This is a genomic window from Streptomyces sp. NRRL S-920 (assembly GCF_000717945.1).
GTDB classification, from domain to species: Bacteria; Actinomycetota; Actinomycetes; order Streptomycetales; family Streptomycetaceae; genus Streptomyces; species Streptomyces alboniger.
In genome coordinates this window covers 1-26250 of the sequence record NZ_JODF01000028.1, presented here as the reverse complement: position 1 = coordinate 26250, position 26250 = coordinate 1, and the positions used below count along the sequence as shown (strand labels likewise).

The window sequence follows — 26250 nt, the reverse complement described above, 5'->3', positions numbered from 1 at the left end:
GCCCACGGTAGCGCCGATCTGACGGGCCGTCAGCTATGCGTACACCGCCCCATGACGCGCACCGGAACACCGCGCCACGCGGGACGCCATGTGGAACGCCGTGCGGAACGCCGTGCGAGGACCCTGTGAGAGCCGTCTCCCACGGCTGACGCATCCGCCATGAACAAGGCAAACTGGCGGGGTGCACGAACCGAGGCACGGCCCGGGCCGCCCGAAGCGGCCGCGGTCCCGCCGCGGCATGACCGAATACGGCAAGACGCGGGCAGGGCAGGCCCGCGACCGGCAGGACTTGGGAACGGCAGGGCGGCAGGGGGAGCGATGGTCGATGTACCGCGAGTACCGGAGCAGTGGCGTCCGGCCTCGGGGAACACCCCCGGGGCACGGACCGAGGGGCATCCCGAGGTCCGGACGTCACGCTTCAGCGTGCTCGGACCGGTGCGCGCGTGGCACGGCACGGAACAGCTCCCGACCGGCTCGCCGCAGCAGCGGGCCCTGCTGGCGGCCCTGCTGCTGCGGGACGGCCGCACGGCCACGGCCTCGGAGCTGATCGACGCCCTCTGGGGCGAGGAACCGCCCTCGCAGGCGCTGGCGGCGGTACGGACGTACGCGTCGCGGCTGCGGAAGGTGCTGCCTCCCGGAGTTCTCGTCAGCGAATCCGGCGGGTACGCCCTCCAGGTCGCGGACGGCGCCCTCGACCTGGCCGTCGCGGAAGATCTCTGGGCGGCCGCCGAGAAGGCCCGCGGCATCGGTGACCTCGGCCAGGCCCGCGCACTGGTGAACAAGTCCCTCGGCCTGTGGGACGGCGAGCCCCTGGCCGGCGTCCCCGGTCCCTACGCGGACACCCAGCGCACCCGCCTCGACGAGTGGCGACTGCAACTGATCGAGTCGCGCCTCGACATGGACCTGGAAGCCGGCTGCCACGCGGAGGCGGTGTCCGAGCTGACCGCCCTGACGGCCGCCCACCCCCTGCGCGAGCGCCTGCGCGAACTGCTGATGCTGGCCCTCTACCGCAGCGGCCGCCAGGCCGAGGCCCTCGCGGTCTACGCGGACACGCGCCGCCTGCTCGCCGACGAGCTGGGCGTGGACCCGCGCCCCGGCCTCAAGGAACTCCAGCAGCGCATCCTCCAGGCCGACCCGGCCCTGGCGGAACCCTCGGCCGCGGACCCGGAACCGGCCACGACCGCCGTCCGTCCGGCCCAACTCCCCGCGACCGTGCCGGACTTCACCGGCCGGGCCTCCTTCGTCGGCGAGCTGAGCGACATCCTCTCCTCGGCCGAGGGGCGGGTGATGGCGGTCTCGGCCCTCGCGGGCATCGGAGGCGTCGGCAAGACGACCCTCGCCGTCCACGTCGCGCACGTGGCCCGCGCCCACTTCCCCGACGGCCAGCTCTACGTCGACCTCCAGGGCGCCGGCGCGCGGGCGGCGGAACCGGAGACGGTCCTCGGCGCGTTCCTGCGCGCCCTCGGCACGCCCGACTCCGCGATCCCGGACTCCCTGGCGGAACGGGCGGCCCTGTACCGCTCGGTCCTCGACGGCCGCCGCGTCCTCGTCCTCCTGGACAACGCCCGCGACGCCGCGCAGGTCCGCCCCCTGCTCCCCGGCATGGAGGGCTGCGCCGCGCTCGTCACGAGCCGCGTCCGGATGGTCGACCTGGCGGGCGCGCACCTGGTCGACCTGGACGTGATGTCCCCCGAGGAGGCCCTGCTCCTGTTCACCCGCATCGTCGGCGAGGAGCGGGTCACCTCGGAACGGAAAGCGGCCCTGGACGTCGTCGCGGCCTGCGGCTTCCTGCCCCTCGCCATCCGCATCGCGGCCTCCCGGCTCGCGGCCCGCCGCACCTGGACGGTCTCGACGCTCGCGGCGAAGCTGGCGGACGAGCGGCGGCGCCTGGACGAACTCCAGGCGGGCGACCTCGCGGTCAAGGCCACCTTCGAACTCGGCTACGGCCAGCTGGAGCCGAGCCAGGCCCGCGCCTTCCGCCTCCTCGGCCTCGCGGACGGCCCCGACCTCTCCCTCGCCGCGGCGGCCGCGATCCTCGACCGCCCCTTGGAGGAGACGGAGGACCTCCTGGAGGCGCTGGTCGACACCTCGCTCATCGAGTCCGCGGCACCGGGCCGCTACCGCTACCACGACCTCGTACGCCTCTACGCGCGCGCGTGCGCCGACCGCGACGAGCAGCCGCCGAGCGAGCGGGACGCGGCGATGTCGCGCCTGCTGGACTTCTATCTGGCGACGGCCGCGCGGGTCTACGCGATCGAGCGGCCCGGCGACCGCACGGTGGACCACCTCGAACTCACCGCACACCTGGGCCAGGACTTCAGCGACGACGCGAAGGCCCTGGACTGGCTCCACTCGGAGGCGGCCTGCATCCTGGCCTGCGTCCAGCAGTCCCTGGGCCCGCACACCCTGCGCCGCGCCGTGGACCTCCTCCTGGCGTCCAAGGACCTGGCGGAGTCGGGCGCCAGCTCGCTGCGCTACGAACTGGCCGCGTCGGCGGCGAGGGACGCGGCATCGGCGCTGGGCGACGCGCACGCGCAGGGGCGGGCGCGGGTGACGCTGGCGCAGGTCCACAACAACGCGGGCCGCTTCGAGGCCGCGCGGCTGGAGGCGGAGCACGCCATCGGCCTCGGCGAGAGCACCGACGACCCGTGGACCAGCAGCAACGCGCCCAATGAGCTGGGCATCGCCGCGAACTGCCTGAACCGGCCCGCGGCCAGCGAGCGCTATCTGCTCCGGGCGATCGACGCCTTCCGCGCGGACGGCAACCGCCCGGGTGAGGCCAGCGCCCTGTGCAACCTCTCCCGGGTCCTCGTCGCCCTGGGGCGCACCTCCACAGCGATCGACCTCGTGCGGCAGGGCATCGCGATCTACGACGACCTCGGTCTCACCTTCCGGCTCGCCAACGCCCGTTACGCCCTCGGCATCGTCCTCAGCCACGCGGGCCGCCACCCCGAGGCGATGGACCAGCTGACCGAGGCCTTGCAGGTCTTCGTGGAGAACCGGCAGCGGCTGTGGGAGGGCACGACGCACTACCGCATCGCGCAGGTCCACCTCAGGTCCGGCCGCACCACCCTGGCCGCGCTCCACGCCGAGCAGGCGCTCACCACGGGGTTCATCGGCGGCGACTGGATGCGGGCCAACGTCCTCACACTCCTCGGCAAGGCCCTCGACAGCCTGGGCCAGCTCGACCGCGCACGGGCGTGCTGGCGCGAGGCCCTGGCCATCCACGAGCGGACAGGGGCCCCCGAGACCGGCGAGGTGCGCCGGCTCCTCCACCCCGTGGCAGCGGCCTGACGAGGCCGTCCAGCGCGTTCATCGAACGTTTATGAGCAGCTGCCACTCTCAATGCATCGACCCGTCGCGTCGGGGGGCAGACAGGTCGCACCGGGCCCCACAGAAGATAGGGTGAGCGGCCCTGGAACGCCCGTTCGGCGACCCTCGGGGGAGTTGCCGAGCGGGCGTTCGCCCCAGCACACCGTCAACTCCACGGGGGAGATCCATCATGAGCGACACCACGAAGATGCCCGACCTCACGACCATGGGCGACAGCCACATGCCCGCCCCGCCGAAGGACGGCAAGGCCGTCACGCAGGGCGACAGCCACATGCCGGCCCCGCCGAAGGACGGCACGGTCACCACGCAGGGCGACAGCCACATGCCCGCCCCGCCGCCCAAGGGCGCCTGAGAACTTCATTCCCGACGGGGGTCGGCCGCGGCGGCGCGGAGGGGGAGCCGCCGCGGCCGACGCATGACTCACCACTGGTTCAACCGCGCACAACGCGCCCATCGCGCCCAATGCACACACCGCACCAATCGCACAGATCGCACGGATCGCACGGATCGCACACAGGAGTGGACATGACTCGCACCAAAAAGGCTTTCGTCGCGCTGGCCCTCTCGGCGGCGGTCGCCGGCGGCGCGGCGAGCCCGGCGTTCGCCGGCCAGCAGGCGCCCGCCACCCCGAAGGGAGCCGGCACCGGCCCCCTCTCCCCCCTGGGCGACAGTCACATCCCGGTCACGCCGCAGGGCGACTCCCACATCCCCGTCACGCCGCAGGACTGACCGCGGCCGCCAGTTGGGCCCGGAGGCCGGCCTTCACGGCCGCCACGAACGCGTCCCGCGTCCTGTCGTCCAGCAGGTCGAGGGACAGATACGGGTTCAGGTCCTCCAGTTCGACCAGGAGCAGGCCGCCGGACGGGGTGCGGCACGCGTCCACCCGCTGGATCCCGTGGTCGATCGTGTTCCAGTCGACGAAGCGCTGCGCGAAGGCCAGGTCCTCGGGGGCGGGGGCGTACCGCTCCAGGTGCCAGCGGCGCTCCGGGTCGGGGGCGTGGAGGGCGTACTGGAAGGCGCGGTCGACGAAGTAGAACGACACCTCGTACGTGAAGTCGATGCGCGGCTGGATCAGGATCCCGGAGGCCGCGGCGGGCGCCAGGGCCGCCAGGTCCTTCCTCGGCAGGAACGTGAGGCCGATCGAGTCCGCGCCCTGCTTCGGCTTGACCGCGTACGTGGCCGCTTCCGGGAGCCGGTCGGCCTGCCGGGGGTCGTCGACCGTCGGGATCACGGGGTACCCCGCGGCCGTCAGGTCCAGCAGGTACTGCTTGCCCAGCATGTCCGCCCTGCCGGTGAGCTGGTTGTAGACCCGCGCCCCGCACCCCGCCGCGCGCGCCCTGAAGTCGTCCCAGCCGTCCTGGTAGTTCAGGACCGGGCCGCTGTTGCGGACCATCACCGTGTCGAAGGCGGACGTCTCCATGAGGGGCGCCGCGTCCAGCGGGTGGCACAGGGCCACGTCGAAGTCCTCGCGGAGGCGGGCGGTGAGGTAGATGTCCTCGTCGCAGTAGCGGCGGCCCTTGGCCTCGTAGGCGAGGTCCGTGACGAAGAGGACGCGGGAGCGGGGCGGTGCGGCGTTCATCGCGCAATCGTCGCAGAGTCGAACTCCAGAGCGGAGGGTCGCCTCTGCATGGCAGAGTCATGCACATGGTCACCTCGCCGACGCATCGAAGACGCCTCCGCATCGCCGCCCTCCTGCTGGCGGTCGCCGCGCCCCTGACCGCCTGCGGGAGCGAGACGCGCGCCGGGTCCGCCTCGGACGCACCCCGCGTCGACGCCTCCCCGCAGGCCTCCCGCAGCTCGGCCCCCAGCCCGTCGGCCCCCGGCGCCTCCCCCTACGTGGAACCCGGAGTCGTCGACGGCGCTCCCCACAACGGTGAGAACAACGCCTACCGCCGCCCCGGTGAGATGTCCTCCGCCGACAAGAAGGCGGCGCTGGCGGAGGCCGCCCGTATCAAGCCCGTGCTGAAGCGGCTCTGGCGGCAGAAGAAGTGGGACCCGGACCGGGTGCGCGCCGCGCTCACCGGCGAGCTGGGCTACGAGGTCCGCGAGACGACCAGTGGGGGCGAGCTGCTCGGCGGGGAGCTGGACGTGCGGGAGATGTACGAGCGTTACGAGGACGGTGGCAACATCACGCCCGAGGGCGCGATGATCGGTCTCTACGTAGGGGACGACGCCTGCGTGACCGCCTTCGTCCAGGAATCCAACTACGAGGTCAAGGCCAACGGCCGCTTCCCGGAGACCGGTTGCATCGAGCCGCCCACCGGCCATTGAACAGCCCACCGGCCGCTCGGCCACCCGGCCGCGCCCCGCGCCCCCGGAGACGGCTCGCCCCCGAAATCCCGTGGACAGCCCGGCCCCCCGGCCCGGATAGTGCCGCCCATGACCTCCCTTGTGCGCCACCTCACATTCGACTGCCACGACGCCTACCGCCAGGCCACCTTCTGGGCCGGGGTCCTCGGCGGATCGCTCGCCGACGACGACTTCCCCGGAGATCCCGAAGCCCTCGTCACGGCGGAGGGCATCACCCTCCTCTTCGTGACCGTGCCCGAGGCCAAGACCGTCAAGAACCGGGTGCACGTCGACCTCCAGCCGCAGGACCGCACCCGCGACGAGGAGGTCGAGCGGCTCATCGCGCTCGGCGCGAAACTGGTCGACGACCACCGCAAGCCCACCGGCCGGGGCTGGGCCCTCCTCGCGGACCCCGAGGGCAACGAGTTCTGCGTGGAGTGCGGCGAGGCGGAGCGCGCGGCCCTCATCGCCGCCGAAGCCGCAGCGACCGCCGAAGCCGCGAGGACCACGGCGAGCGCCGAAGCCGCAGCGGCCCCCGCACCCACCCCGCGGCCCTGACCGCCGCCGGGCGGGCCCGCTAGCGCGCCCCCCTCCGCAACTCCCCCTTCACCACCTTCCCGCTCGCGTTCCGGGGCAGCTCGGCCACGAACTCCACCCCTCTCGGGACCTTGTAGTTCGCCATCTCCCGCCGCGACCACGCGATCAGGTCGTCCGCCGTCACCACCGAACCCGGCCGCCGCACCACGTACGCCCTGCCGACCTCGCCCAGCCTCGGGTCGGGCACCCCGATCACCGCGACGTCCGCCACATCCGGGTGGGCGCCGAGGAGTTGCTCTATCTCGGCGGGATAGGCGTTGAAGCCGCCGACGATGAACATGTCCTTGATGCGGTCCGTGATGCGGAGGTACCCCTCCGCGTCCAGGACGCCGACGTCGCCGGTCCGCAGCCAGCCGTCCGCAGAGATCGCGCGGGCCGTCTCCGCGGGGTCCTCGAAGTAGCCCCGCATGACGTGGTGGCCGCGGACCAGGACCTCGCCGGGGTGGCCCGGTGACAGCGTCTCCCCGTTGGGGGACACCACCCGGATCTCCGTGTCGGGGATCGCCCGCCCCGACGTCGACGCGATCAGCTCGGCCGGGTCGCCGCGCCGGCACATGGTGACGATGCCGCTCGCCTCCGACAGGCCGTACGCGGTGAGGACCGTGCCCACGCGCAGTTCGCCGCGCAGCCGCTCCACCAGTCGCAGCGGCACGACCGCCGCGCCCGTCACCACGAGCCGCAGCGCCGACAGGTCGTACTGGTGGCGGGAGGGGTGGTCGAGGAGGGACTGGTGCAGGGTGGGCGGGCCCGGCAGGACGGAGACGCGTTCCGCGGCGATGTTCGCGAGGACCGTGTCGACGTCGAAGACCGGCTGCGGGATCATCGTGGCGCCCCGCATCAGGCAGGCGATGATCCCGGCCTTGTAGCCGAAGGTGTGGAAGAAGGGGTTCACGATCAGATAGCGGTCGCCCTCGCGCAGTCCCGCGAGATCGCTCCACACGTCGTAGCAGCGCAGTGTCTGGGCGTGGGTGATCACGGCGCCCTTGGGCCGGCCCGTCGTACCGGACGTGAAGATGATGTCCGAGGGCACCGAGCCGTCCACCGACGCCGCCCGCGCGCGCACGGCGGCCGCGTCCACGGGCTCGCCGCCCGCAAGGAAGTCCTTCCAGGTACGGAAGTTCTCCGGTGCGTCGTCGGAGAGGACGACCACCTGCTCCAGGTGCGGGATGCCGGGCAGCGGCCCGTCCCCCGGACCGTCGGCCGCCGCGCGGCGCAGGGAGGCCACGTACGACGTGCCGAGGAAGGTGCCGGTGACGAAGAGGAGCCTCGCCCGGGTGCGGGCCAGGACGTAGGCGGCCTCCGCGCCCTTGAAGCGGGTGTTCAGGGGGACGAGGACGGCGCCCGCCGAGACCGCGCCCAGTGCGCAGACGATCCAGTCGAGGGTGTTGGGGGCCCAGACGGCGACGCGGTCGCCCGGCTCGACCCCGCTCGCCATACAGGCGGCCGCGGCACGCTCCACGCGCCCGCCCAGTTCCTCGTACGAGATACGGGTACGGCCCTCGACGACCGCCTCCCGCTCCCCGTACCGCTCGGCGGCCGCCCCGACCAGCCCCGGGATGGACCCCCACCGCAGGTCGCCGCGCATCGCAAGCCCCTCCCACCGCAGTAGCTGACTGCCCGTCAGATTAGCGGTAGCCTGACGCCCTGTCAGCAGTCGAGACGGCGACCGGGTCGCCTCTCCCGCGGAGGTGCCGCTGCCCATGCCCGCACTCAAGGACGCTACAGCGATAGCCGGGATAGGCCAGACCCCCTTCGCCAGACAACTCCCTCAGAGTGAGAAGGAGTTGGCGTGCCGGGCCATTGTCGCGGCGCTCGACGACGCGGGCATCGCGCCCTCGGAGGTGGACGCCTTCGCCTCGTACACGATGGAGGAGACCGACGAGGTGGAGGTGGCCAAGGCCATCGGCGCGGGTGACGTCACTTTCTTCAGCAAGGTCGGCTACGGCGGCGGCGGTTCCTGCGCCACCGTCGCGCACCTCGCCTCCGCGATCGCCACCGGCCAGGCGGGCGTCGGCGTCGCCTGGCGCTCCCGCAAGCGCGGCAGCGGCCCCCGCCCCTGGCGGAACACGGCCGTCCAACTCCCCACGCCCGCCCAGTGGACCCGCCCCTTCGGCCTGCTCCGCCCGGCCGACGAGATCGCGATGCTCGCCCGCCGCCACATGCACGAGTACGGCACCACCCGCGACCACCTCTTCAACGTCGCCCTCGCCTGCCGCAACCGCGCCAACCAGAACCCGGCCGCGATGATGTACGAACGTCCGCTGACCCGCGACATGTATATGACCTCGCGCTGGATCAGCGAGCCGCTCTGCCTCTTCGACAACTGCCTGGAGACGGACGGGGCGTTGGCGTGCGTCGTCGTCTCCGCCGAGCGGGCCCGGGACTGTCGTACGACACCTGTGTACGTCCACTCCGTCGCCCAGGGGCTCCCCTCCCAGCATCACGGCATGGTCAACTACTGGAACGACGACCCGCTCTCCGGGCCCGCCTGGACGGCGGCCCGGCACCTGTGGAAGCAGGCCGACTTCGGGCCGCAGGACGTGGACGTCGCCCAGATCTACGACGCGTTCACCCCGCTCATCCCGCTCTCCCTGGAGGGCTACGGCTTCTGCGGACGCGGTGAGGGCGGCGCGTTCACCGAGGGCGGCGCCCTGGAGAGCGGCGGCAGGCTCCCCATCAACACCGGCGGCGGCGGCCTCAGCGAGGCCTACGTCCACGGCTTCAACCTCATCAACGAAGGCGTGAAGCAACTGCGGGGAACCTCCACCGCGCAGGTCCCGGACGCGTCGACGTGCCTGGTGACGGCGGGCGAGGGCGTCCCGACCTCGGCGTTGCTGCTCAGGGCTTGAAGTGCCCCGTCAGGGGCGCGGGGAACGGCGCGAGCAACCACACCAAACCCGCACCCACAAAGGAACCCCCACATGGCAGACGCGAAGAAAACGGCCGAGCCCCTGCTCACGCCCACCGTGGACGAAGACGGCACCCCTTTCTGGACCTACGCCGCCCGAGGCGAACTCCGCATACAGACCTGCGCCGAACCCACCTGCGGCGCGCCCCGCTTCCCACCCCGCCCCTGCTGCCCCCACTGCCAGTCCTTCGACAGCACGTGGCGCAGGATGAGCGGCCGGGGCCGCATCTGGTCCTACGTCGTCCCCCACCCGCCCCTCCTACCGGCCTACGCCGCCCGGATGCCGTACAACGCGATCGTCGTCGAACTCGCCGATGCCCCCCGCATCCGCCTGGTCGGCAACCTCGTTGCGGCCCCCGACGCCCCCCTGAACTCCGTCGACCCGACGCGCCTGCGCATCGGCGCGAGGGTGCACGTGGTCTTCGCGGACCAGGACGGCGTCACGGTCCCGCGCTGGATCCTGGAGCGCCCGTGACCGCGCGGGGCGCCCTGCGCACGGCCACCGACAAGGACACGGGCGTGGCGGTCCTCACCCTGGACCGCCCGGCGCGGCACAACGCCATCGACCTGGAGACGGCAGCCGAGCTGGCAGCGGCCTGGCGCGGGTTCCGGTACGACGACTCCGTACGCGCGATCGTCGTGACCGGCGCGGGCGACAAGGCCTTCTGCACGGGCATCGACCGCTCCGTGCGGGTGCCGCAGCCGGACTCCCCCTACACGATCGACGACCCGCTCCTCACGATCGGCCCGAAGGCCAACGACCTCTGGAAGCCGGTGATCGCCGCCGTCAACGGCATGGCGTGCGGAGGCGCCTTCTATCTGCTGGGCGAGGCGGAGTTCGTCGTCGCGGCCGAGAACGCCACGTTCTTCGATCCGCATACGACGTACGGCATGGTCAGCGCGTACGAGTCGGTCCACATGGCGCAGCGCATGCCGTACGGCGAGGTCGCGAGGATGTCTCTGATGGGCACGGCCGAACGCGTATCCGCGCGACGGGCGTACGAGACGGGCCTGGTCTCCGAGCTGACCCCGCCGGGCGGGGCGCTGCCGGCGGCCGTGCGGTCCGCCGCGACCATCGCCTCCTACCCCACGGAGGCGGTCCAGGGCACGGTCCGTTCGCTCTGGTCCGCGAGGGAGGCGTCCCGCGCCCACGCCATGGCCCACGCGCCGCACCTGATCGCGCTGGGCAACCTGCCGCCGGAACGCCAGGCGGAGCTGTTCGAGAGCAGGCGGGGCGGCGGCTTCCGGATCCGGTGACCGCCCGCGTGGCAGGCGGCACGCGGGCGGCGTAGCGTCCCTTTTGAGAGACGCGTACGGGTGCGCGCGGCGCTTCACGTGGTCACGCGGGGCGCGGCGCGTGGTGACGTACGAGGAGGCCCGTCATGGTCCGCAACGTCCTCGGGACGGTCCTCGCTCTCATCGGAGCGACGGCCGCCGTATGGAGCCCCTTCCGAGCCTGGTACGACGGCCGTCACGGGCGCCACTTCCGCCTCGACGAACTCTTCTCCGGGGCGGGGGTCACCGGCGCCGACGCGGAACTCTTCGGCTCGCTCTTCCTCCCCTTCGCCTTCGCGGCGCTGCTGACGCTGATCGGCCTCCTGCTGCGCTCCCGGCTGCTCGTGCTGCTCGCGGGCGTGGTCGTACTCGGCTTCGCGGTGCTGTGGATGGTGCGCCAGGGCCAGGCGGCGGGCAGCCTCTCGATATCCGGCGACGGCTCGGGTCTCGGCGTAGGCGTACTCGGCGCACTCGGCGGCGGAGCCCTCCTGCTGCTGGCGGCAGCACTCCTGTCCGGCCGCCGCCGTCCCACTCCCCGCCGCTTCGCCCGCCGCCGGGCGGGCCGGGAGCGGACGAACGGGGCCTACGCCCCCGAGCCCGGGGGCGGGCGCCGCGACCCCGAGTACGGGGACGGGCCCCATGACCCCGACCCCGATCACAACGAGTACGACCCTCACGTCCCGGAGCGCGGGTACGCCCCCCACCGGCCCGCCCAGGAGCGCGAGGACGGGCCCTATGCCCCCGAGTACGGGTACGGGTCGCCCGACCCCGAGTACGGGCCCGGGAACGGGCCCCGCGACCCCGAGTACGGGAACGGCCCCCGCACTCCGGAGCACGAGGACGCCCCTCACGCCCGCGACACGGCCGCCACCCGCGACATCTGGCAGGACGACCCCCAGGCCCGGGGCGCCGCCCCCGGCGCCGGGCCGTGGCAGAACGACCCCTACGCCCGAGGCACCTGGCAAGACGGCGACTCCCGCGGCCCCGGACCCGGCCCCAGCGCCGACACCTGGCAGAGCGACCCCCACCCCGGAGGCCCCGCCCCCTGGCAGGAGAGCCCCGCCTCCGATCAGGAGCCGCCACCGCCGCCGCGCCCGCAGGCCCCGCCCGTCGGGCCGGACGATCCTGCCGGGTGGCGGCAGTCGCCGGAGCCATGAGGCGGTGAGGCGGTGGGGCGGTGGCTACGGTCGGGGTGACGTCCCCGTCCCCCGCTCGGCGTCCAGCGCGTACACGCACCGGTCCTTGCTGCACGCGTACACCACGCCGTCCCGCACCACGGGCGCCCCGGTGATCTCGCCGCCGGTGGCCAGCTTCCAGCGGAGGCGGCCGTCGTCGGCCTTCAGGGTGTACAGCAGGTGGTCCGTCGAGCCGAAGTGGATGCGGCGGTCCGCGACGACGGGCGCGCCGACGACCTCGCCGCCCGCCTGGAAGCGCCACTTGGGGGTGCCGGTGACGGCGTCGAGGGTGTAGAGGCCCTTGCCGCTGCCCACGTGGACGTGGCCGTCCGCGACGAGGACCGGCTCGATGGAGGAGCGGGACTCCGTGGCGATGCGCCAGCGGTCGCGGCCGTCCGTGGCGTCGAGGGCGTACACCGTGCCGAGGTAGTCGGCGAGGTACACGCCGCCGCCCGTCACGGCGGGCCCGGGCGCGAAGGCCGGCGGGCAGAGGAAGGCGGCGGGCGCCTCGAAGTGCCAGCGGACGTGCCCGGCGGCGACGTCGATGGCGAGGACGCGGCTGCCGGCCGAGACGTACACGTAGCCGTCCTGCGCCTGGGTGAGCCGGACCGGCACGCCTCCGCAGGAGGCCGCGTCGCCGACGGGGTAGGACCAGCGCTCCTCACCCGTACGGGCCTCCAGGGCCCGCAGCCTCGCGTCCTTCCAGACGTACACCGTCCCGTCGAAGACGGCGGGCCCCGCCTCCGGCGTCTCGAAGTCGGTCTGGGCGCCCGTGATCTCCCAGAGCTTCTCGCCGTTGGCGGCCTCCCAGGCCTGGACGCCGCCACCGCGCGTGCCGGTGACGACCGTGCCGCGGGCGGCCTGGAGGGAGTACACCCAGGCGTCGGTCGGCAGCCGCCACAGGTCGGAGCCGTCGGCGCCGTCGAGGGCGTAGAGCGTGGGGCCGTCGGAGGCGTGGACGCGTCCGTCGGCCACCGCCATGGACCAGGCGACGTCCCGCGTCTTGAAGCTGCGGCGGCCCGTGCCGACGTCCAGGGCGTGCACCTCGAAGGAGGTGACGTAGACCAGGTCACCGGCCACGACAGGGGTGCCCCACACGTCGTTGGACATCCGGAACCGCCACGGCCGCCAGGTCTTGGCCGCCTCGGGGCCCGGGTCCGGCGCCGCCGAGGGCGCGGGCACGGCGGGCGCCGCCGGGGCGACGCCGTTGGCCGCGGCCTTGGGCGAGGCGGACCGCGACCAGGACGCGGCGAGCCCGGAGGCGCCGGGCATGGCGGAGGCCCGGGAGTCGGCCACCCGCGGCCCGGGTCCGATCGGCACCTTGGCCCCGGCGAGCCGCACGGGCCCGGAGTCGGGCGTGGCCGCGAACGGCGGCCGGGACGGCGGCGCGGGCGGCGGCTGCTGCGGGGGCGGCGGGGCGGTGGCGGGCACCGCCGCGGGGACGGCGGCACCCCGGCCGCCGCTGCGACCGGCCGTGGCCGGCACCCGGGCCGGGGGCCGGCCACCCCTGCGGGCCTCGATGAGCGCGACGGCCCGCTCGGGCAGCCACGCGGACGCCGTACCGCTGTCGTCGTTGTCGGCGCTCTCGGAGGCGAAGAGGTGCGGGGCGAGCTGCGCCTGGAGGTCGGCGGGGCTGGGCCGCAGCGCCGCCTCCATCTGCATGCAGGACTCGATGAGGGGGCGCAGCTCGTCGGGCAGCCCTTCGAGGTCGGGGCCCTCCCTGAGCAGCATGAAGACGGTCTCGACGGGGTTGGCGCCGTGGAAGGGGGCGTGGCCGGTGGCGGCGAAGACGAGCGTGGAGCCGAGCGAGAAGACATCGCTCGCGCCGGTCACGCTGCGGGAGTCCTTGGCCTGCTCGGGTGACATGTACGCGGGCGTGCCGACGGCGACGTTCGTCATGGTCAGCCGGGTGTTGGAGACGCCGGACGCGATGCCGAAGTCGATGACGCGCGGTCCGTCCTCGACGACGAGGACGTTCGACGGCTTGAGGTCGCGGTGGACCAGGCCCGCGCCGTGGATGGACTCCAGGGCCTCGGCCACACCGGCCGCGAGCCAGCGCACGGCCTGGGTGGGCAGCGGCCCGTGTTCATTCACTATTTCTTCGAGCGAGGGCGCGGGGACGTACGCGGTGGCGAGCCAGGGCACGGCGGCCCGCGGGTCGGCGTCCACCACGGCGGCCGTGTAGAAGCCGGACACGGCGCGCGCGGCCTCGACCTCGCGCGTGAAGCGGACGCGGAACAGCTGGTCCTCGGCGAGTTCGGTCCGCACCGTCTTGATCGCCACGCGCCGCCCCGACGCGGAGCGCGCGAGATAGACCAGGCCCATGCCACCGGCGCCCAGCCTGCCGAGCACCTCGAACGGTCCGATCCGCCTCGGATCGTGCTGCGTCAGCTGATCCACCACTTGCCCTGCCACCTCCCCGTACGCGGCCGCCGAAGAAGACAGCCCCGTGCAGCGTCTCACCACCCGAGCCGCTACGGCGGCACGCACCCTGATTCTTCCTGTCCGAGGCGGCCCTGGCGAACCCGGGGCGGGATCGGGGTGTCTCGGGGTTTCTCAGTGTCTCTCGGGGTTTTGCGGGACAAAAAACCCACGCTTCAGTCCTGGAGCACCGCGAAGGTCGCCCCCTGGTTGTCCCGGAGCACGGCGACGCGTCCGTACGGGATGTCATGGGGGGCCAGCTGCACCCGCCCCCCGAGCCGGACGACCGCGGCGGCTGTCGCGTCCGCGTCGGTGACCTGGAAGTAGACGAGGAAGTGGGGGTGTGTCTCGGGCCTGCTGTACCCGTCGGTGGCGGGGGACATCACGCTGCGCCCGCCGATCGCCGTGCCGGGCCCGGCCGGGGCTCCGGGGGGCGACCAGGTGCGGAAGTCGATGCCGTCGAGGTCCAGGTCGTGGACGCCGTAGCCGAAGAGGGTCTCGTAGAAGGGGTCGACGAGGTCCTTGTTTCGCGAGTACACCTCACTCCAGCAGTACGTCCCCGGCCGCCGGCTCCTGCCGAACCCCTGGTGGGTGCCGCCCTGCCAGAGCCCGAAGACGGCGCCCTCGGGGTCGGCGGCGAGGCCCATGGTGCCGAAGGGCCCGACGGGCAGGACCTCCCTCACCATGGAGCCGCCCGCCCGCTTCACCCGTCCGGCGAGCGCGGCCGCGTCGGGGGTGGCGAGGTAGACGGTCCACACGGTGGGCATACGGCCGTCGGCCTTGGGCGCGAGCGCGGCGACGGGCAGGCCTTCGCTGTAGGCCTGGGCGTAGTGCCCGTACTCCGGGCCCGGGTCCTCGCCGAAGGTCCACCCGAACAGCTCGCCGTAGAACCTCTTGCCGCCCTCGACGTCGGGGAGCATCGCGTCGACCCAGCAGGGCACGCCCTCCGCGTATCCGCCCGCTGTGTCCTGCTCTGCGTAGTCCATGCCAGTCAAGCTAGCGGCCCTTTCCGGCCTCCGCAGCACACACGATCGAACCTTTGGTCGATTCACACGGAGTGAGCCCCCGGCCGCCCCCAGCGGCCCCAACCCCATTTGCACTCGGCCGAATCGCGCTCCGATCACCCCTCGGTAAGCTGACGGCATGACAGGACAGGTACGTACCGTCGACGGCCGTGTGGCCGGTCGGCGTGGTCAGGCGACGCGTCAGAAGCTGCTCGACTGCCTCAGCGAGATGCTCAGCTCCTCGCCCTACCGGGACGTCAAAGTCATCGACGTCGCCCGGAAGGCGGGGACTTCACCCGCGACCTTCTACCAGTACTTTCCGGACGTCGAGGGTGCCGTCCTGGAGATCGCGGAGCAAATGGCCGCCGAGGGCGCGGAGTTGACCCAGGTGCTCGACGGGCGCTCGTGGGTCGGCAAGGCGGGCTGGCAGACCTCCCAGGATCTGGTCGAGGGCTTCCTGGACTTCTGGCGCAAGAACGACGCGATCCTCCGGGTCGTCGACCTCGGTGCCGCCGAGGGCGACAAGCGCTTCTACAAGATCCGGATGAAGATCCTCAATTCGGTCAACAACTCCCTTACGGACACCGTCAAGGAACTCCAGTCCAAGGGCAAGGTCGACAAGGACATCAGTCCGGCGGCCATGGCGGGCTCCCTGGTCGCGATGCTCGCCGCGGTCGCCTCGCACCAGCGCGGCTTCCAGACGTGGGGCGTCAAACAGGCCGAACTCAAGCCGAACCTGGCGATGTTGGTGCATTTGGGTGTCACTGGAAAGAAGCCGACGAAGTAGCCTTTTCGGGCTTCCGCTCTCTCTAAGTCCTGTCAGCCTGGCGGCGGATCACTGTGGTGGTCCGCCGTTGTGGTCTCCGGGGTCAGGGCCGTGAACAGGGCTGCTTGGTCCGCTGACCGGGATCTGAGGCGGTGTGGGGGGCCGAAGAGGAGGTCGTCCCCGAGGGCCCGTTTGAAGTACAGGTGCGCGTCGTGCTCCCAGGTGAATCCGATGCCGCCGTGCAGCTGTACGGCCTCGGACGCGGCGGCCCGCAACGCGTCGAGCCCCTGCGCGAGCGCGAGACCACCCACCGCTTCGCCCCCTGCGGCCCACGCCGCGTAGTAGACGGCCGAACGAGCGGCCTCGACCTGCACATACACCTCCGCCAGGCGGTGCTTCACGGCCTGGAAGGACCCGATGGGCCGCCCGAACTGCTCGCGCTGCCGCACATGGTCGAGGGTGCGTTCGAGCGCCCGGCCCGCGGCACCGACGGCCTCGGCGGCCACGACGGTGGCGGCGACATCCCCGACGGCGGCGAGCACACCCGGCACATCGGCGTCGTCGCGGCCCAGCAACTCCGCTTCGACATCGCGCAGTTCGATGCGCCCCTGCGTACGAGTCCCATCGAGCGAGGTCTGCCGCGCCCGCGCCATGCCGCGCGCTCCCTCGCGCACGAGGAAGAGGAGCGTACGGGCGCGGGCGAAGCCTCCCGCGTGCGCGGCGACGACGAGCAGCCCCGCGCTGTGCCCGTCGAGCACCTGCTCGGCCTGCCCGTACAGCCGCCAGACCCCGTCGCGGACCCTGGCCTGCACGCCGCCCGCGCGTCCGCCGCCCGCCCAGTCCCCGGCGTTGTCGCCGACGAGACCGAGCGCGGTGGCGAGCCCGGTGCCGGGCACGGCGAGGGCGGCGGTCAGCTCCCCGGCGGCGATCCGGGGCAGCTGGGCGGCGCGCTGCTCCTCGGTGCCGAGGGCGAGGATCAGCGGGGCGGCGAGGACGGCGGTGGCGAGGAGCGGGGAGGGAACAAGGGCCCGCCCCAACTCCTCGCACGCCAGGGCGAGTTCGGCTGCCGTACAGCCGACACCTCCGTACGCCTCGGACAGGGCGAGGCCGGGCAGGCCGAGGCTTTCGGCGAGGGTGGCCCACAGGGCGGGGTCGTGACCAAGGGGGGTGCGCACGGCGGCCTTGACCTCGTCGGGCCCGCAGCGCTTGGTGATGAGTTCGCGCAGGGTGCGGCGGATCTCGTCCTGCTCCGCGCTGAAGGCGGCGTCCATCGGCAGGCTCCTCCCCCGGGGGCGGCCCCCTGCGGCCGCGCCTATTTCTGACGGGCCGTCATGTTAGGGCGGCGGCAGGGAGATGCCCAGAGCCGAGCGCGACGGAACCGCTCGCGCAGACGCCCGCACCTCGGACCGGGTCCGGCTTCAGACATACCTTCAGCTTCGGCTTCGGCGGACCCGGCCCGAGGAGGGCCTCAGCGGCGCTCGGGCAGGTCGGCCTCCGCCGGCAGCGCGGTGAGGGCGCGCGGCGCCTTCGCCGACGGTGTGGCGGGCGCGGGCTTCTTCCCGCAGAAGGCCGCCTCCAGGGTGCCGCCGAGCGCGGTGTTCGCGGCGCCCCGGTTCGAGGTGTTCGCCATGGCGGAGAGCGCGCGGCGGCCGTCACGGGTGGCGAAGGTGTACGTGTAGTAGCCCTGCACAGTGCCGGTGTGGCCGTACACCTGGGTGCCGCAGGACAGGTCGTAACGGCGCAGTCCGAGCCCGTAGAACCGGGTCTGGGTGGTGTCCGTCGGGGTGACCGTGGTCATGGCGTCCAGCATGCGGGACGAGAGCAGCTTGCCCCGCATCAGCGCGGTCGTGAAGGTGTTCAGGTCGGCCGGGTCGGAGATGACCGCGCCGGCGCTCTGGGCCCAGGAAACGGTCTGCTCCGTGGAGTCGACGAGCGGCGCTCCCGCCTCGTCGGGGTGGAGGTAGCCGCGTACGTGCGTCCCCTTGATCCGGGTCTCCGGGTGGACGTAGGAGGTGTGGCTCAGCGCCAGCGGCTTGATGATGCGCCGTTCGTACTGCTCGGCGACCGGGGTCCCCGCGGCCTTCTCGATGAGCATGCCTACGACGACGAAGTTGGTGTTGGAGTACTTGTAGGAGACTCCGGGCTCGGTGGTGCGGGGTGCGGCCAGCGAGAGGTCGACCAGCTCCCGGTAGGTGAAGACGCGGTTGCGCACGGCCTCGAAGCCGGGCACGGTCTTGGCGAACATGGCGTCCGTGTAGTCGGCGAGGCCGCTGCGGTGGGTGAGCAGGTGGCGGACCGTGATGCGCTCGTCGGGCAGCAGCCCGGGGAGGTAACGGTTGACCGGCGCGTCGAGTTCCAGCCGCCCCTCGTCGACCAGTTGGAGCAGTACGACGCTGGAGAAGGTCTTGCTGACGCTGCCGATACGGAAGCGGGCCCGGGTGTCCATGGCCTTGCCGGAGACGCGGTCGCGGACGCCCTCGGTGCGCGTGCGGACGCCGCCGGGGCCGGTGAAGCGGGCCATCGCGCCCGGAGCGCCGTTGGCCATGGCGGCCTTCAGGGCGGCGGTCACGCCGTCCATGTCGGGGGCGGGGGCGGAGGGGGCCACGGGACCGGCGGGGGATGTGGGGGCTGCCGGTACGGCGGGGGCCGCGGGTGCCGCGGAGGCCGCGGTGGCGGGGGCGAGAACGCCCGCGAGGGCGGCGATCAGGGTGGCGCTCATGGCCAGGCGTCTGTGGGTCGACAGGGGCACGTGACTTCCTCGTTCTCGGCTCAGCGGGGACCGGCACGCGCGTGCGGCGTGCCGTGGGGGCCGGGGAGGGGCGACCACTGCGCGCTGTCCCGGATCCTCATGGAGCATGAGTGCCAACGCGCCACGCCGGTTCCTGTCACGGGCCGCCGATATCCGGCGGTGGAACCCGTCCCGGGCGCTCCACCCGAGTACAGGCGACCTACTCCACCGACCATAACCTGATGTACCGTCAGATCCATGCCGCTGGCCTCCCGATCCCACCCCCGTTCCCACTCGGGTTCCCGTTCCCGCAGGGTCGCCGCAGTCGGTGTCGCCCTCTCGGACTGCGGCCGGGTGGATGAGGCCACGCCCTATGCCCTGCACGCCCAGGCGGCCCGCCGCGCGCTCGCCGACTGCGGCCTGGACCGCGAGGTCATCGACGGCATCGCGTCGGCGGGCCTCGGCACGCTGGCGCCCGTGGAGGTCGCCGAGTACCTCGGTCTGGCGCCCCGCTGGGTGGACTCCACCTCGGTCGGCGGCGCCACCTGGGAGGTCATGGCGGCGCACGCGGCGGAGGCGATAGCGGCGGGGCGGGCGAACGCCGTACTCCTCGTCTACGGCTCGACGGCCCGCGCCGACATCAAGGCGGGGCGCCGCACATCCAACCTCTCCTTCGGCGCGCGCGGCCCGCTCCAGTTCGAGGCCCCCTACGGGCACTCCCTGATCGCCAAGTACGCGATGGCCGCGCGCCGCCACATGCACGAGTACGGCACGACGCTGGAGCAGCTCGCCTCGGTGGCCGTGCAGGCACGGGCCAACGCGGCGACGAACCCGGACGCGATGTTCCGCACCCCGATCACGGTGGACGAGGTGCTGGCGGGACCGATGATCGCGGACCCGTTCACCAAGCTGCACTGCTGCATCCGTTCCGACGGCGGTTGCGCGGTGCTGCTGGCGGCGGAGGAGTACGTGGCGGACTGCGCGTCGGAGCCGGTGTGGGTGCTCGGCGCGGGCGAGCACGTCTCGCACACGACGATGTCGGAATGGGAGGACTTCACGGTCTCCCCGGCGGCGGTGAGCGGCCGCCTCGCCTTCGAACGGGCGGGGATCCGTCCACAGGATGTGGACGTGGCGCAGATCTACGACGCGTTCACCTATATGACGCTGGTGACGCTGGAGGACCTCGGCTTCTGCGCAAAGGGCGAGGGCGGCGCGTACGTGGAAGAGGGCCGCCTGCTGCGCACGGGCGCCCTCCCGACGAACACAGACGGCGGCGGCCTCTCCGCCCAGCATCCCGGAATGCGGGGCCTGTTCCTGCTGGTGGAGGCGGTACGCCAACTGCGGGGCGAGGCGGGCCCCGGCCAGGTGAGACGCCCGGACGGCACTCTGCCGGAACTGGCGGTGGCCTCGGGGACGGGAGGCTGGTTCTGCTCGTCGGGGACGGTGGTGTTGGGGAGGGGGTGAGGGGCGAGGTCCGGGGCCGGGGCACGGGGGATGAGGGCGGTCGGGGTTCACCGGGGCGCGGCACGCCACAATCGACGTATGACGACTTCCGGATCCCCACGACCTGCCGCCGCGCGGCCCGCCGCGGCGCGGGGCGCCTCCGCGCACCCCGTGTCCGAGTTCCAGAGGCTGCTGAGGGCGCAGCGCGTCTGGGACGTCGAGTTGCCCGGCTTCGATCCGGCGGTGGCGCCCGCGGCGCCGCTGCCCCTCTTCCACACGTGGTTCGCGGAGGCGGTGGGCGCGGGGCAGGCCGAGCCGCACACGATGGGTCTCGCGACGGTCGCGGAGGACGGCGGGCCCGACGTACGGACCGTGATGCTGCACGACGCGGACGAACGCGGCTGGCACTTCGCCTCGCACGCGAGCAGCAGGAAGGGCCACCAGCTCGCCGCCCGCCCGGAGGCCGCCCTGCACTTCTACTGGGCCTCGCAGGGCCGGCAGATCCGGATCCGGGGCCGGATCACCACGGCGCCGCACGCCGAGAGCCTCGCCGACCTGCACGCCAGGTCGACGGGCGCGCTCGCCGCGGCGCTGGTGGGCCGGCAGAGCGAAGTGCTGGACGCGTACGAGGAGTTGGAGCGCTCGTCGGCCGCCGCCTGGGACCGGGCCCAGGCCGAGCCGGACGCGGACGCACCGACCTGGACGCTGTACGTGCTGGAGCCCTTGGAGGCGGAGTTCTTCCAGGGCGACGCGCGGCGGCGGCACATCCGGCTGCGGTACCGGAGGGCGCGGGCCGACCAGGCCTGGACCCGGGAGCTGCTCTGGCCCTGAGCCCGGCTCGCCGGGTCAAAGGTCCGGGGTTCATACGCTGAAGTCGTACTGGGTGAAGTCCCGTACGGGTCGGTAGCCGATCCGCTGATAGAGGCCGTTGCTGGTGGGGTTGGCGAGGTCCGTGAAGAGCAGCACCTCGGCGGCGCCCGCGTCGAGGGCGGCGCGGGTGACGGCGACGGTGGCGGCACCGCCGTAGCCGCGGCCGCGCAGTCCGGCCGGGGTGTACACGGGGGCGACGCGGACCTGCCCGGCGATGAGGCGGGTGGCGCCGGCCATCGCGGCGGGCGTGCCGTCCGGGGTCTCCCAGAGGGTGATGCCTCCATAGGCGAGACGGGCGTCCACCCACGCCCCGGGGTCCATGGCGGACGGCTCGCCGACGGCCTCCGTGAACTCCCCGTGCCAGCGCGCCAGCAGCTCCCGGTCACCCTCGTCGGCGAGACGGGCGCGGCCCGGCGGGGCGGGCTCGGGCGGGGTGAGGGGGCCGAGCCGGTAGAGCCGCTGCCGGTAGCCGGGCGCGGCGGTGACCCCGGTGCGCTTCTCCCAGGCACGGGCGAAACCCTCCGCGGTCTCCTCGTCGGCGGCGACGCCCGGCAGATCGGGCGTGAGGTCGGCGAGCTGCCGGGCGAGGGCGTCGACGGCTTCCGGGCCGAGGGGGCTGAGGACCGGCCGATACGGCGGGGTACGCAGAAAAGCCCCGCGGACGTGGCCGCCCTCATCGACGTACGCACCGAAGTGGGGCGCCCCCTCCCCGTACGCGTGGAGCCCCGACACGCGCAGGGTGTCGGTGACGCTGAGGAGGGCGGTGTGCAGGGCGGGCTCGGACCGCAGAAACGCGTCGGCGCGGGTGCGGAAGGCGTCGAGGTCTTGGGTTAACTGCCAGTGGGGGTATGGGTCATTGGAGCTGTGGGAGCCCGGCCTCATCATCATGTCGCCGACTCGTCGTCGGACGTACGTTCGTTCACCCACCGCACGGCGTCCGCGAGGTTCGCGGCGGTGCCCGCGGGTTCGTACGAAAATCCGTTCCACTCCTCCAGCGCCCTCGGCTCGTCCGGCCGGAGGTGACCGCCGCCGCCGTGGAGCGGCCGGTGCCGGCGGTAGCGATCGAGCGGCGGGTGGCGCCGCTTGTGGTAGGCGGCGAGCGGATCACCGGAGTCGGCGCGCGGGATCGCGCGGGACGGCTGGTTCGGCGGTCCGGGTCGGGAGTGCTTGCCCATGGACTCGATGGTCTCAGGCCGCGACGGTCGTCGGGCGTGCTACGGCGAGATCGGCGGCGCGGGCGCGGACCTCGTCCACTGCGGCGGTGTTGTAGGGGCGGGCGGCGTCCAACAGCGTGTTGAGCCGGGAGACGACGAGCGTGGAGTCCACCCGGGCGGCTTCGTCGAGGGCCTGCTGAGCGACTTGGGCGGCCTGCTCGGGCTCGCCTTCGTCGAACAGCGCGGCAGCCAGACCGACACGGTCCATGACCTTCACCCGGTCGAAGCCGGGCTTGCGCAGGGCGAGCGCGTCGGTGAAGTGGACGCTCGCGCGGCGGGCCCGTCCGATCCCGGCGAGGTCGCGGGCGGAGACCGCGCGGGCGCCGGCGTGCTCGGCGGCATCGAAGTAGTCCACCCACGCAGGAACGTCGTCGCCCAGACCTTCGGCCACCAGCTCGTCGGCGGCGCCGAGGTGCCGCTCGGCCTGGCGCTCGTCACCGAGGGCCGCGTGCACCCGCCCGGTCTGGGAGGCCACCAGCGCCCTGGTCGCGGGCAGGTTGGCCTTGTCCGCGGCGACGCCGAGCAGTCCCAGGGCGTCGCCGGGGTGGCCCAGGTAGATCATCTGGTGGGACATGCGGGTGACGATCTCCACCCCGCGGTCCGGCTGCCCGGCCTCGGATGCGGCGTAGATGCCGTAGGACCAGTACCGCTGGGCGGTCGCGTACCGGCCGCAGTCGTGGCTGACCCACCCGGCCAGCGCCGCGAGGTCGGCAGTCGCAGTGAACACCCGGGCCTTCAGCTTGGGCGGGACGCCGTCCCGGATGCGGCGGGCGACTTCGGCGAGCTGGGCGACGAGCGCGGACCGATACAGGCCGCCGCCCTTGGAAGCGTCTGCCTTCGTGAAGAACGCGGTGACCTCTTCCAGCGCGGCGGTGGTGTCGGTGTCGAAGCCCTTGGCGCCTGGGCCCAGGCGGCGGGCGGTGGCGCCCAGCATGCGCTCGGCCGCGAGGATCAGCGGGGCGCCGAGGGCGAGCTTGAGGGTGTCGCGGCGGTCGAGGAAGAGGTCCATCTGGGTCCATCCGGCCAGGGTCTGGGCGGCTGCCTCGGTCAGCAGTGGGAGCTGGATGCTATCCAACGTGGGCCCGGTGGACGTCAGGCCGAGATCACCCGGGGTAACCGTCTGGCCCACCGCGCCGGAGATCACCGCGGCGAGCAGAGCGGGCACGGGCGGCCGGGGCCGCTCGCCGTCGATCCAGCGCCGTACGCGGGTGGCGTCGGGGGCGATCTGCCGGTGACCTCCGCAGATCGCTTCTGCTGCGATACGACGGGCTATCTCGCCGTGGGCCAGTCCGGTGGCGCCGATCCACAGCGCGAGGTGCGTATTGCTCGTTCTGCCGGTCATCGCGTCTTACGCCCTCCCTGACTTCTGTCACGGAGCGTGGCAGATTCGCCACGGTTCGCGGCACCTACGGTACTGGTCAGGGCGGGTGCGGGAGGTCGATTCTGCTCAGGTGGTAGCCGCCCGGCTACTGCTTCGGCGCAAGGGGAAGGACTATCTCCATGGCGACGCTTGCACCCCAGGTTCCGTGGGCGATGCGGCTGGTCACCGACCGGCTTCCGGTCGGCCCGCCGTCGTACGCCGCGGTGGCGCTCGATCCGGCGACGCAGACCGCCCGCTACACCGACGCCGTCGGCCACGTGGTGGAGATGGGCAAGCACGGCACCAGCAAGACGACCGGCACCGCGTCGATGTCCGGCGGCGGCGACGGGCAGAACCCGCAGCCGCAGACCCAGGACGACAACACCACCGACTACGAGTCGGACTGATCCGATGACGGCTCCCCTCGTCCTGGTCATCACGTCCCTGGAGGACGTCACCGCGGACCGCGTGATCGCCGCGCTGAACGAGCGTGCAGTGCCTGTCTCCCGCATCGACCCGGCCGACATCGGGCCCGGCCTGGTCTTCGGTGCCCGCATCGGCGCCGGGGCGTCGGCGTGGGGTGGGCGACTGCGGACGGCCAGCCGCGAGGTGGAGCTGGGGGAGGTGGCGGCGGTGTACTACCGCCGCCCCACTCCGTACGTCTCCCGCTTCGCACACCTGCCCGGCCAGCAGCGCGACTTCGCCACTGCCGAGGCCCGGCACGGGCTCGGCGGGGTGCTCAACCAACTGCACGGCGCGATGTACGTCAACCACCCGTCCGCCGTGACGGCCGCGGACTTCAAGCCCACTCAGCTCCAGCAGGCGGCCCAGCTCGGCCTGACGATCCCGCCGACCCTGGTCACCAACGACGTCGAGCAGGCCCGCGAGTTCGCCGCCGAGCACAGCCCGGTGATCTACAAGCCGTTCCGCGGCCTGCCGCGTTCCGAGGACGGGCACACCGGCGCGATCTGGGCCCAACGCGTCGATCCGGACTCCTTCGACGACTCCCTCACGGTGACCGCCCACCTGTTCCAGTCGGAGATTTCCAAGACCGGCGACGTCCGGGTGACCGTGGTCGGCCGCCGTGTGTTCGCCCAGCAGATCGCCGCGCCGGACGGCTCGCTGGACTGGCGCCGCGGCGACTGGGACCAGCTCCTGCACGCCCCCATCGCCGTCCCGGCCCTGATCGAGGCGGCACTGCACAGCTACCTGAGCGCGTTCGGCCTGGTCTTCGGCTGCTTCGACTTCGCCCTCACCGGTGACGGCGACCGCCCGGAGGACTGGGTGTTCATCGAGTGCAATCCCAACGGCCAGTGGGGCTGGCTGCCCGACGCCGGCGACATCACCACGGCGTTCGCCGACATCCTGAGCACGGAAGGAGGCGGAGCCCGATGATGCCCGCCGACCTGGAGACCGACGCCGCCCGGCTGCGTGAGGCGCTGGCCAAGACCCTTGCCGACGACGGCGTCCTTGCCGATCCCGGCTGGCGCCAGGCGGTGGAGACGGTGCCCCGGCACGCCTTCGTACCCGGGTTCTACCTGCCCGCCGACGAGCGCGACGGGCAGGGCCTGACTGTGTGGGAGGCGGTCACCGCCGAGTTGGACTATGGCCGGTGGCTGGCCGCCGCGTACTCCGACACCACGCTGATCACCCAGTTCGACAGCGACGAACCGGACTGGAAGGCGCCGCAGGTGCGGCACGGCGGTGCCCCCACCTCGTCGTCCACGCTGCCGTCGCTCGTGGTGCGGATGTGGGCCGACGCCGACGTGCAGGAAGGGCACACGGTGCTGGAGGTCGGCACCGGCACCGGCTACTCCACCGCGCTGGCCTGCGAACGTCTCGGCTCCGCCGACGTCACGTCCATCGAGGTCGACCCCCACCGGCTTCAACAGGCGGCCAGCGCCCTGTACGGCTACGGGTACACGCCGACGCTGGCGGTGGCGGACGGGCTGTACGGCTACTGGCCCGAAGCGTCGTTCGACCGGATCGTGGCCGCCTGCTCCTTCCGCGCTGTGCCCCCGGCGTTGCTGGCGCAGGTCCGGCCGGGCGGGAAGATCCTGCTCACCCTGTCCGGCTGGCTCTACGGCTACGCCCGCGTCCTGCTGACCGTGAACGACGACGGCACCGCCGAGGGGCGGCTGCTGGGCGGCACGGTGTCGTTCATGTCCGCGCGCACCCACGCGGCGCCGGCGTTCGGCAACCCCGCCCACTGGGCCTGCGGGCTCCCGGAGACAGGCCGGGCGGCCCGGCACAGCCCGGAGCGGCTCACGGCCGCGACCGCGGAGGCGTTCCACCTGCGCTTCCTCGCTCAATGCGCCGTGCCGGGCGCGCAGATGACGACCGTGGGCGAGGTGGTCCACCTGGTCGACGTCGTCACCGGCTCCGCCGCCGCCCTCACCCCCGGCGAGGGCGGGTGGGAGGTGCGCGAGGGCGGCCCGGTGAAGCTGTGGGAGCGGATCGAGCGGATGCTGTCTGCGTACGACGAGGCGGACCGCCCAGGGCCGGAGACGTTCACTCTGCACGTCTACGACGGCGGGCAGCACCTGCGGCACCCACACCTGCCCGGCCTTCCACTGCCCCGCCCCTGAGCTGGGCGATGGGCAGCCGAGCGCGGACGGCGGGCCTTGGTGCCGGGCCCGGACAGCAGGCCCGGGCGGCGGACGCGGGCGGCGGGCCCGGGCGGCGGACGCGGGCAGAGGAGCGGGCCGCCGAACCCAGGCGCCCAGCCACGCGCCCCCACGCCCGACGCCCCCCACCCATCAGCCCACCCCAGCCCTAATCACCCACCCCTGCCGCCCCTTCCACCGCCCCGCCCCTGAGCGGGGCGATGGGCAGCCGAGCGCGGACGGCGGGCCTTGGTGCCGGGC

At 73.2% G+C, this 26250-nt stretch carries 23 protein-coding genes and 1 pseudogene; 15 read left to right on the top strand and 9 right to left on the bottom strand.

Translation table 11 applies throughout. The features are described 5' to 3' along the window. Positions 1–318: 318 nt before the first annotated feature. From IG54_RS0120465 to IG54_RS0120455, 3 genes are all read left to right on the top strand, one after another. Positions 319–3294 (top strand): AfsR/SARP family transcriptional regulator, encoded by a 2976-nt coding sequence (locus tag IG54_RS0120465; RefSeq protein WP_030786183.1) that lies wholly within the window; start codon positions 319–321, stop codon positions 3292–3294. Between the two features lie 208 nt (positions 3295–3502). Beyond that, entirely contained in the window at positions 3503–3685 is a 183-nt protein-coding gene (locus IG54_RS0120460) for a hypothetical protein (protein WP_030786180.1), read from the top strand. 173 nt (positions 3686–3858) lie between these two features. Then, complete coding sequence (locus IG54_RS0120455) at positions 3859–4062, top strand: hypothetical protein (RefSeq protein WP_030786175.1); 204 nt, start codon at positions 3859–3861, stop codon at positions 4060–4062. Here the strand turns inward: IG54_RS0120455 and IG54_RS0120450 are convergent. Beyond that, on the bottom strand, positions 4046–4912 hold the full coding sequence (locus IG54_RS0120450; protein ID WP_037897493.1) for a hypothetical protein: 867 nt from the start codon (positions 4910–4912) through the stop codon (positions 4046–4048). The genes IG54_RS0120455 and IG54_RS0120450 overlap by 17 nt on opposite strands. 65 nt (positions 4913–4977) lie before the next feature. On the opposite strand from IG54_RS0120450, the gene IG54_RS0120445 reads away from it, so the two are divergent. Together IG54_RS0120445 and IG54_RS0120440 are read left to right on the top strand one after the other, a co-directional pair. Continuing rightward, complete coding sequence (locus tag IG54_RS0120445) at positions 4978–5604, top strand: hypothetical protein (RefSeq protein WP_030786168.1); 627 nt, start codon at positions 4978–4980, stop codon at positions 5602–5604. A 108-nt stretch (positions 5605–5712) separates the two neighbouring features. After that, positions 5713–6091, top strand: a pseudogene (locus IG54_RS0120440) (VOC family protein); the annotation flags it as partial. Between the two features lie 108 nt (positions 6092–6199). On the opposite strand, the gene IG54_RS0120435 reads toward IG54_RS0120440, so the two are convergent. Continuing rightward, the gene (locus IG54_RS0120435) at positions 6200–7804 is read right to left on the bottom strand and encodes a FadD3 family acyl-CoA ligase (RefSeq protein ID WP_030786163.1); all 1605 of its coding nucleotides are present in this window, start codon (positions 7802–7804) and stop codon (positions 6200–6202) included. A gap of 115 nt (positions 7805–7919) precedes the next feature. On the opposite strand from IG54_RS0120435, the gene IG54_RS0120430 reads away from it, so the two are divergent. The 4 genes from IG54_RS0120430 to IG54_RS43585 all read left to right on the top strand — a co-directional run bounded on the left by IG54_RS0120430 (position 7920) and on the right by IG54_RS43585 (position 11559). Next, positions 7920–9068 carry a lipid-transfer protein gene (locus IG54_RS0120430; protein WP_030786161.1) on the top strand — a complete coding sequence of 383 codons (1149 nt, stop codon included), beginning with the start codon at positions 7920–7922 and terminating at the stop codon, positions 9066–9068. A 72-nt stretch (positions 9069–9140) separates the two neighbouring features. After that, positions 9141–9602: a Zn-ribbon domain-containing OB-fold protein gene (locus tag IG54_RS0120425; RefSeq protein ID WP_030786159.1), complete on the top strand. Its 462-nt coding sequence runs from the start codon at positions 9141–9143 to the stop codon at positions 9600–9602. Further along, positions 9599–10384, top strand: coding sequence for an enoyl-CoA hydratase/isomerase family protein (locus IG54_RS0120420; RefSeq protein ID WP_199809564.1), 786 nt, complete (start codon positions 9599–9601; stop codon positions 10382–10384). The genes IG54_RS0120425 and IG54_RS0120420 overlap by 4 nt, the downstream gene beginning before the upstream one ends. A 125-nt stretch (positions 10385–10509) precedes the next feature. Then, positions 10510–11559 carry a hypothetical protein gene (locus tag IG54_RS43585; protein WP_324615419.1) on the top strand — a complete coding sequence of 350 codons (1050 nt, stop codon included), beginning with the start codon at positions 10510–10512 and terminating at the stop codon, positions 11557–11559. Positions 11560–11583: 24 nt separating this feature from the next. Here IG54_RS43585 and IG54_RS0120410 read toward each other — a convergent pair whose 3' ends face one another. Together IG54_RS0120410 and IG54_RS0120405 are read right to left on the bottom strand one after the other, a co-directional pair. Then, positions 11584–13980, bottom strand: coding sequence for a PQQ-binding-like beta-propeller repeat protein (locus IG54_RS0120410; RefSeq protein ID WP_030786151.1), 2397 nt, complete (start codon positions 13978–13980; stop codon positions 11584–11586). 194 nt (positions 13981–14174) lie between these two features. Continuing rightward, positions 14175–14984: a VOC family protein gene (locus IG54_RS0120405; RefSeq protein WP_030786149.1), complete on the bottom strand. Its 810-nt coding sequence runs from the start codon at positions 14982–14984 to the stop codon at positions 14175–14177. A gap of 157 nt (positions 14985–15141) precedes the next feature. Here IG54_RS0120405 and IG54_RS0120400 point away from each other — a divergent pair, with 157 nt between their 5' ends. After that, a complete protein-coding gene (locus tag IG54_RS0120400) occupies positions 15142–15789 on the top strand; it encodes a TetR family transcriptional regulator (RefSeq protein WP_030786146.1) in 648 nt (215 codons plus the stop codon). A gap of 32 nt (positions 15790–15821) precedes the next feature. On the opposite strand, the gene IG54_RS0120395 is transcribed toward IG54_RS0120400, so the two are convergent. Together IG54_RS0120395 and IG54_RS0120390 are read right to left on the bottom strand one after the other, a co-directional pair. Further along, entirely contained in the window at positions 15822–17039 is a 1218-nt protein-coding gene (locus IG54_RS0120395) for an acyl-CoA dehydrogenase family protein (protein WP_051819716.1), read from the bottom strand. Between the two features lie 197 nt (positions 17040–17236). Beyond that, entirely contained in the window at positions 17237–18487 is a 1251-nt protein-coding gene (locus IG54_RS0120390; protein ID WP_051819739.1) for a serine hydrolase domain-containing protein, read from the bottom strand. Positions 18488–18754: 267 nt separating this feature from the next. On the opposite strand from IG54_RS0120390, the gene IG54_RS0120385 reads away from it, so the two are divergent. Beyond that, positions 18755–19960, top strand: coding sequence for a thiolase C-terminal domain-containing protein (locus IG54_RS0120385; protein ID WP_030786136.1), 1206 nt, complete (start codon positions 18755–18757; stop codon positions 19958–19960). 78 nt (positions 19961–20038) lie between these two features. Next, a complete protein-coding gene (locus IG54_RS0120380) occupies positions 20039–20770 on the top strand; it encodes a pyridoxine/pyridoxamine 5'-phosphate oxidase (RefSeq protein ID WP_078594305.1) in 732 nt (243 codons plus the stop codon). A 30-nt stretch (positions 20771–20800) separates the two neighbouring features. Here the strand turns inward: IG54_RS0120380 and IG54_RS0120375 are convergent, their stop codons facing one another. Genes IG54_RS0120375 through IG54_RS0120365 form a run of 3 tightly spaced genes read right to left on the bottom strand, consistent with a single transcriptional unit; the run spans position 20801 to position 23365 of the window. Then, on the bottom strand, positions 20801–21691 hold the full coding sequence (locus IG54_RS0120375) for a GNAT family N-acetyltransferase (protein ID WP_030786130.1): 891 nt from the start codon (positions 21689–21691) through the stop codon (positions 20801–20803). Between the two features lie 2 nt (positions 21692–21693). After that, a complete protein-coding gene (locus IG54_RS0120370) occupies positions 21694–21984 on the bottom strand; it encodes a DUF6087 family protein (RefSeq protein ID WP_030786127.1) in 291 nt (96 codons plus the stop codon). A 13-nt stretch (positions 21985–21997) separates the two neighbouring features. Then, positions 21998–23365 (bottom strand): hypothetical protein, encoded by a 1368-nt coding sequence (locus IG54_RS0120365; protein WP_030786122.1) that lies wholly within the window; start codon positions 23363–23365, stop codon positions 21998–22000. Between the two features lie 158 nt (positions 23366–23523). Here IG54_RS0120365 and IG54_RS0120360 point away from each other — a divergent pair, with 158 nt between their 5' ends. The 3 genes from IG54_RS0120360 to tgmC are packed head-to-tail and all read left to right on the top strand — an operon-like array spanning position 23524 to position 25971. After that, positions 23524–23790, top strand: a complete 267-nt coding sequence (locus IG54_RS0120360) for a putative ATP-grasp-modified RiPP (protein WP_030786119.1) — start codon at positions 23524–23526, stop codon at positions 23788–23790. 4 nt (positions 23791–23794) lie between these two features. Further along, positions 23795–24778, top strand: a complete 984-nt coding sequence (tgmB, locus tag IG54_RS0120355) for an ATP-grasp ribosomal peptide maturase (RefSeq protein WP_030786116.1) — start codon at positions 23795–23797, stop codon at positions 24776–24778. Then, entirely contained in the window at positions 24775–25971 is a 1197-nt protein-coding gene (tgmC, locus tag IG54_RS0120350) for an ATP-grasp peptide maturase system methyltransferase (RefSeq protein ID WP_030786113.1), read from the top strand. The genes tgmB and tgmC overlap by 4 nt, the downstream gene beginning before the upstream one ends. Positions 25972–26250: the final 279 nt, after the last annotated feature.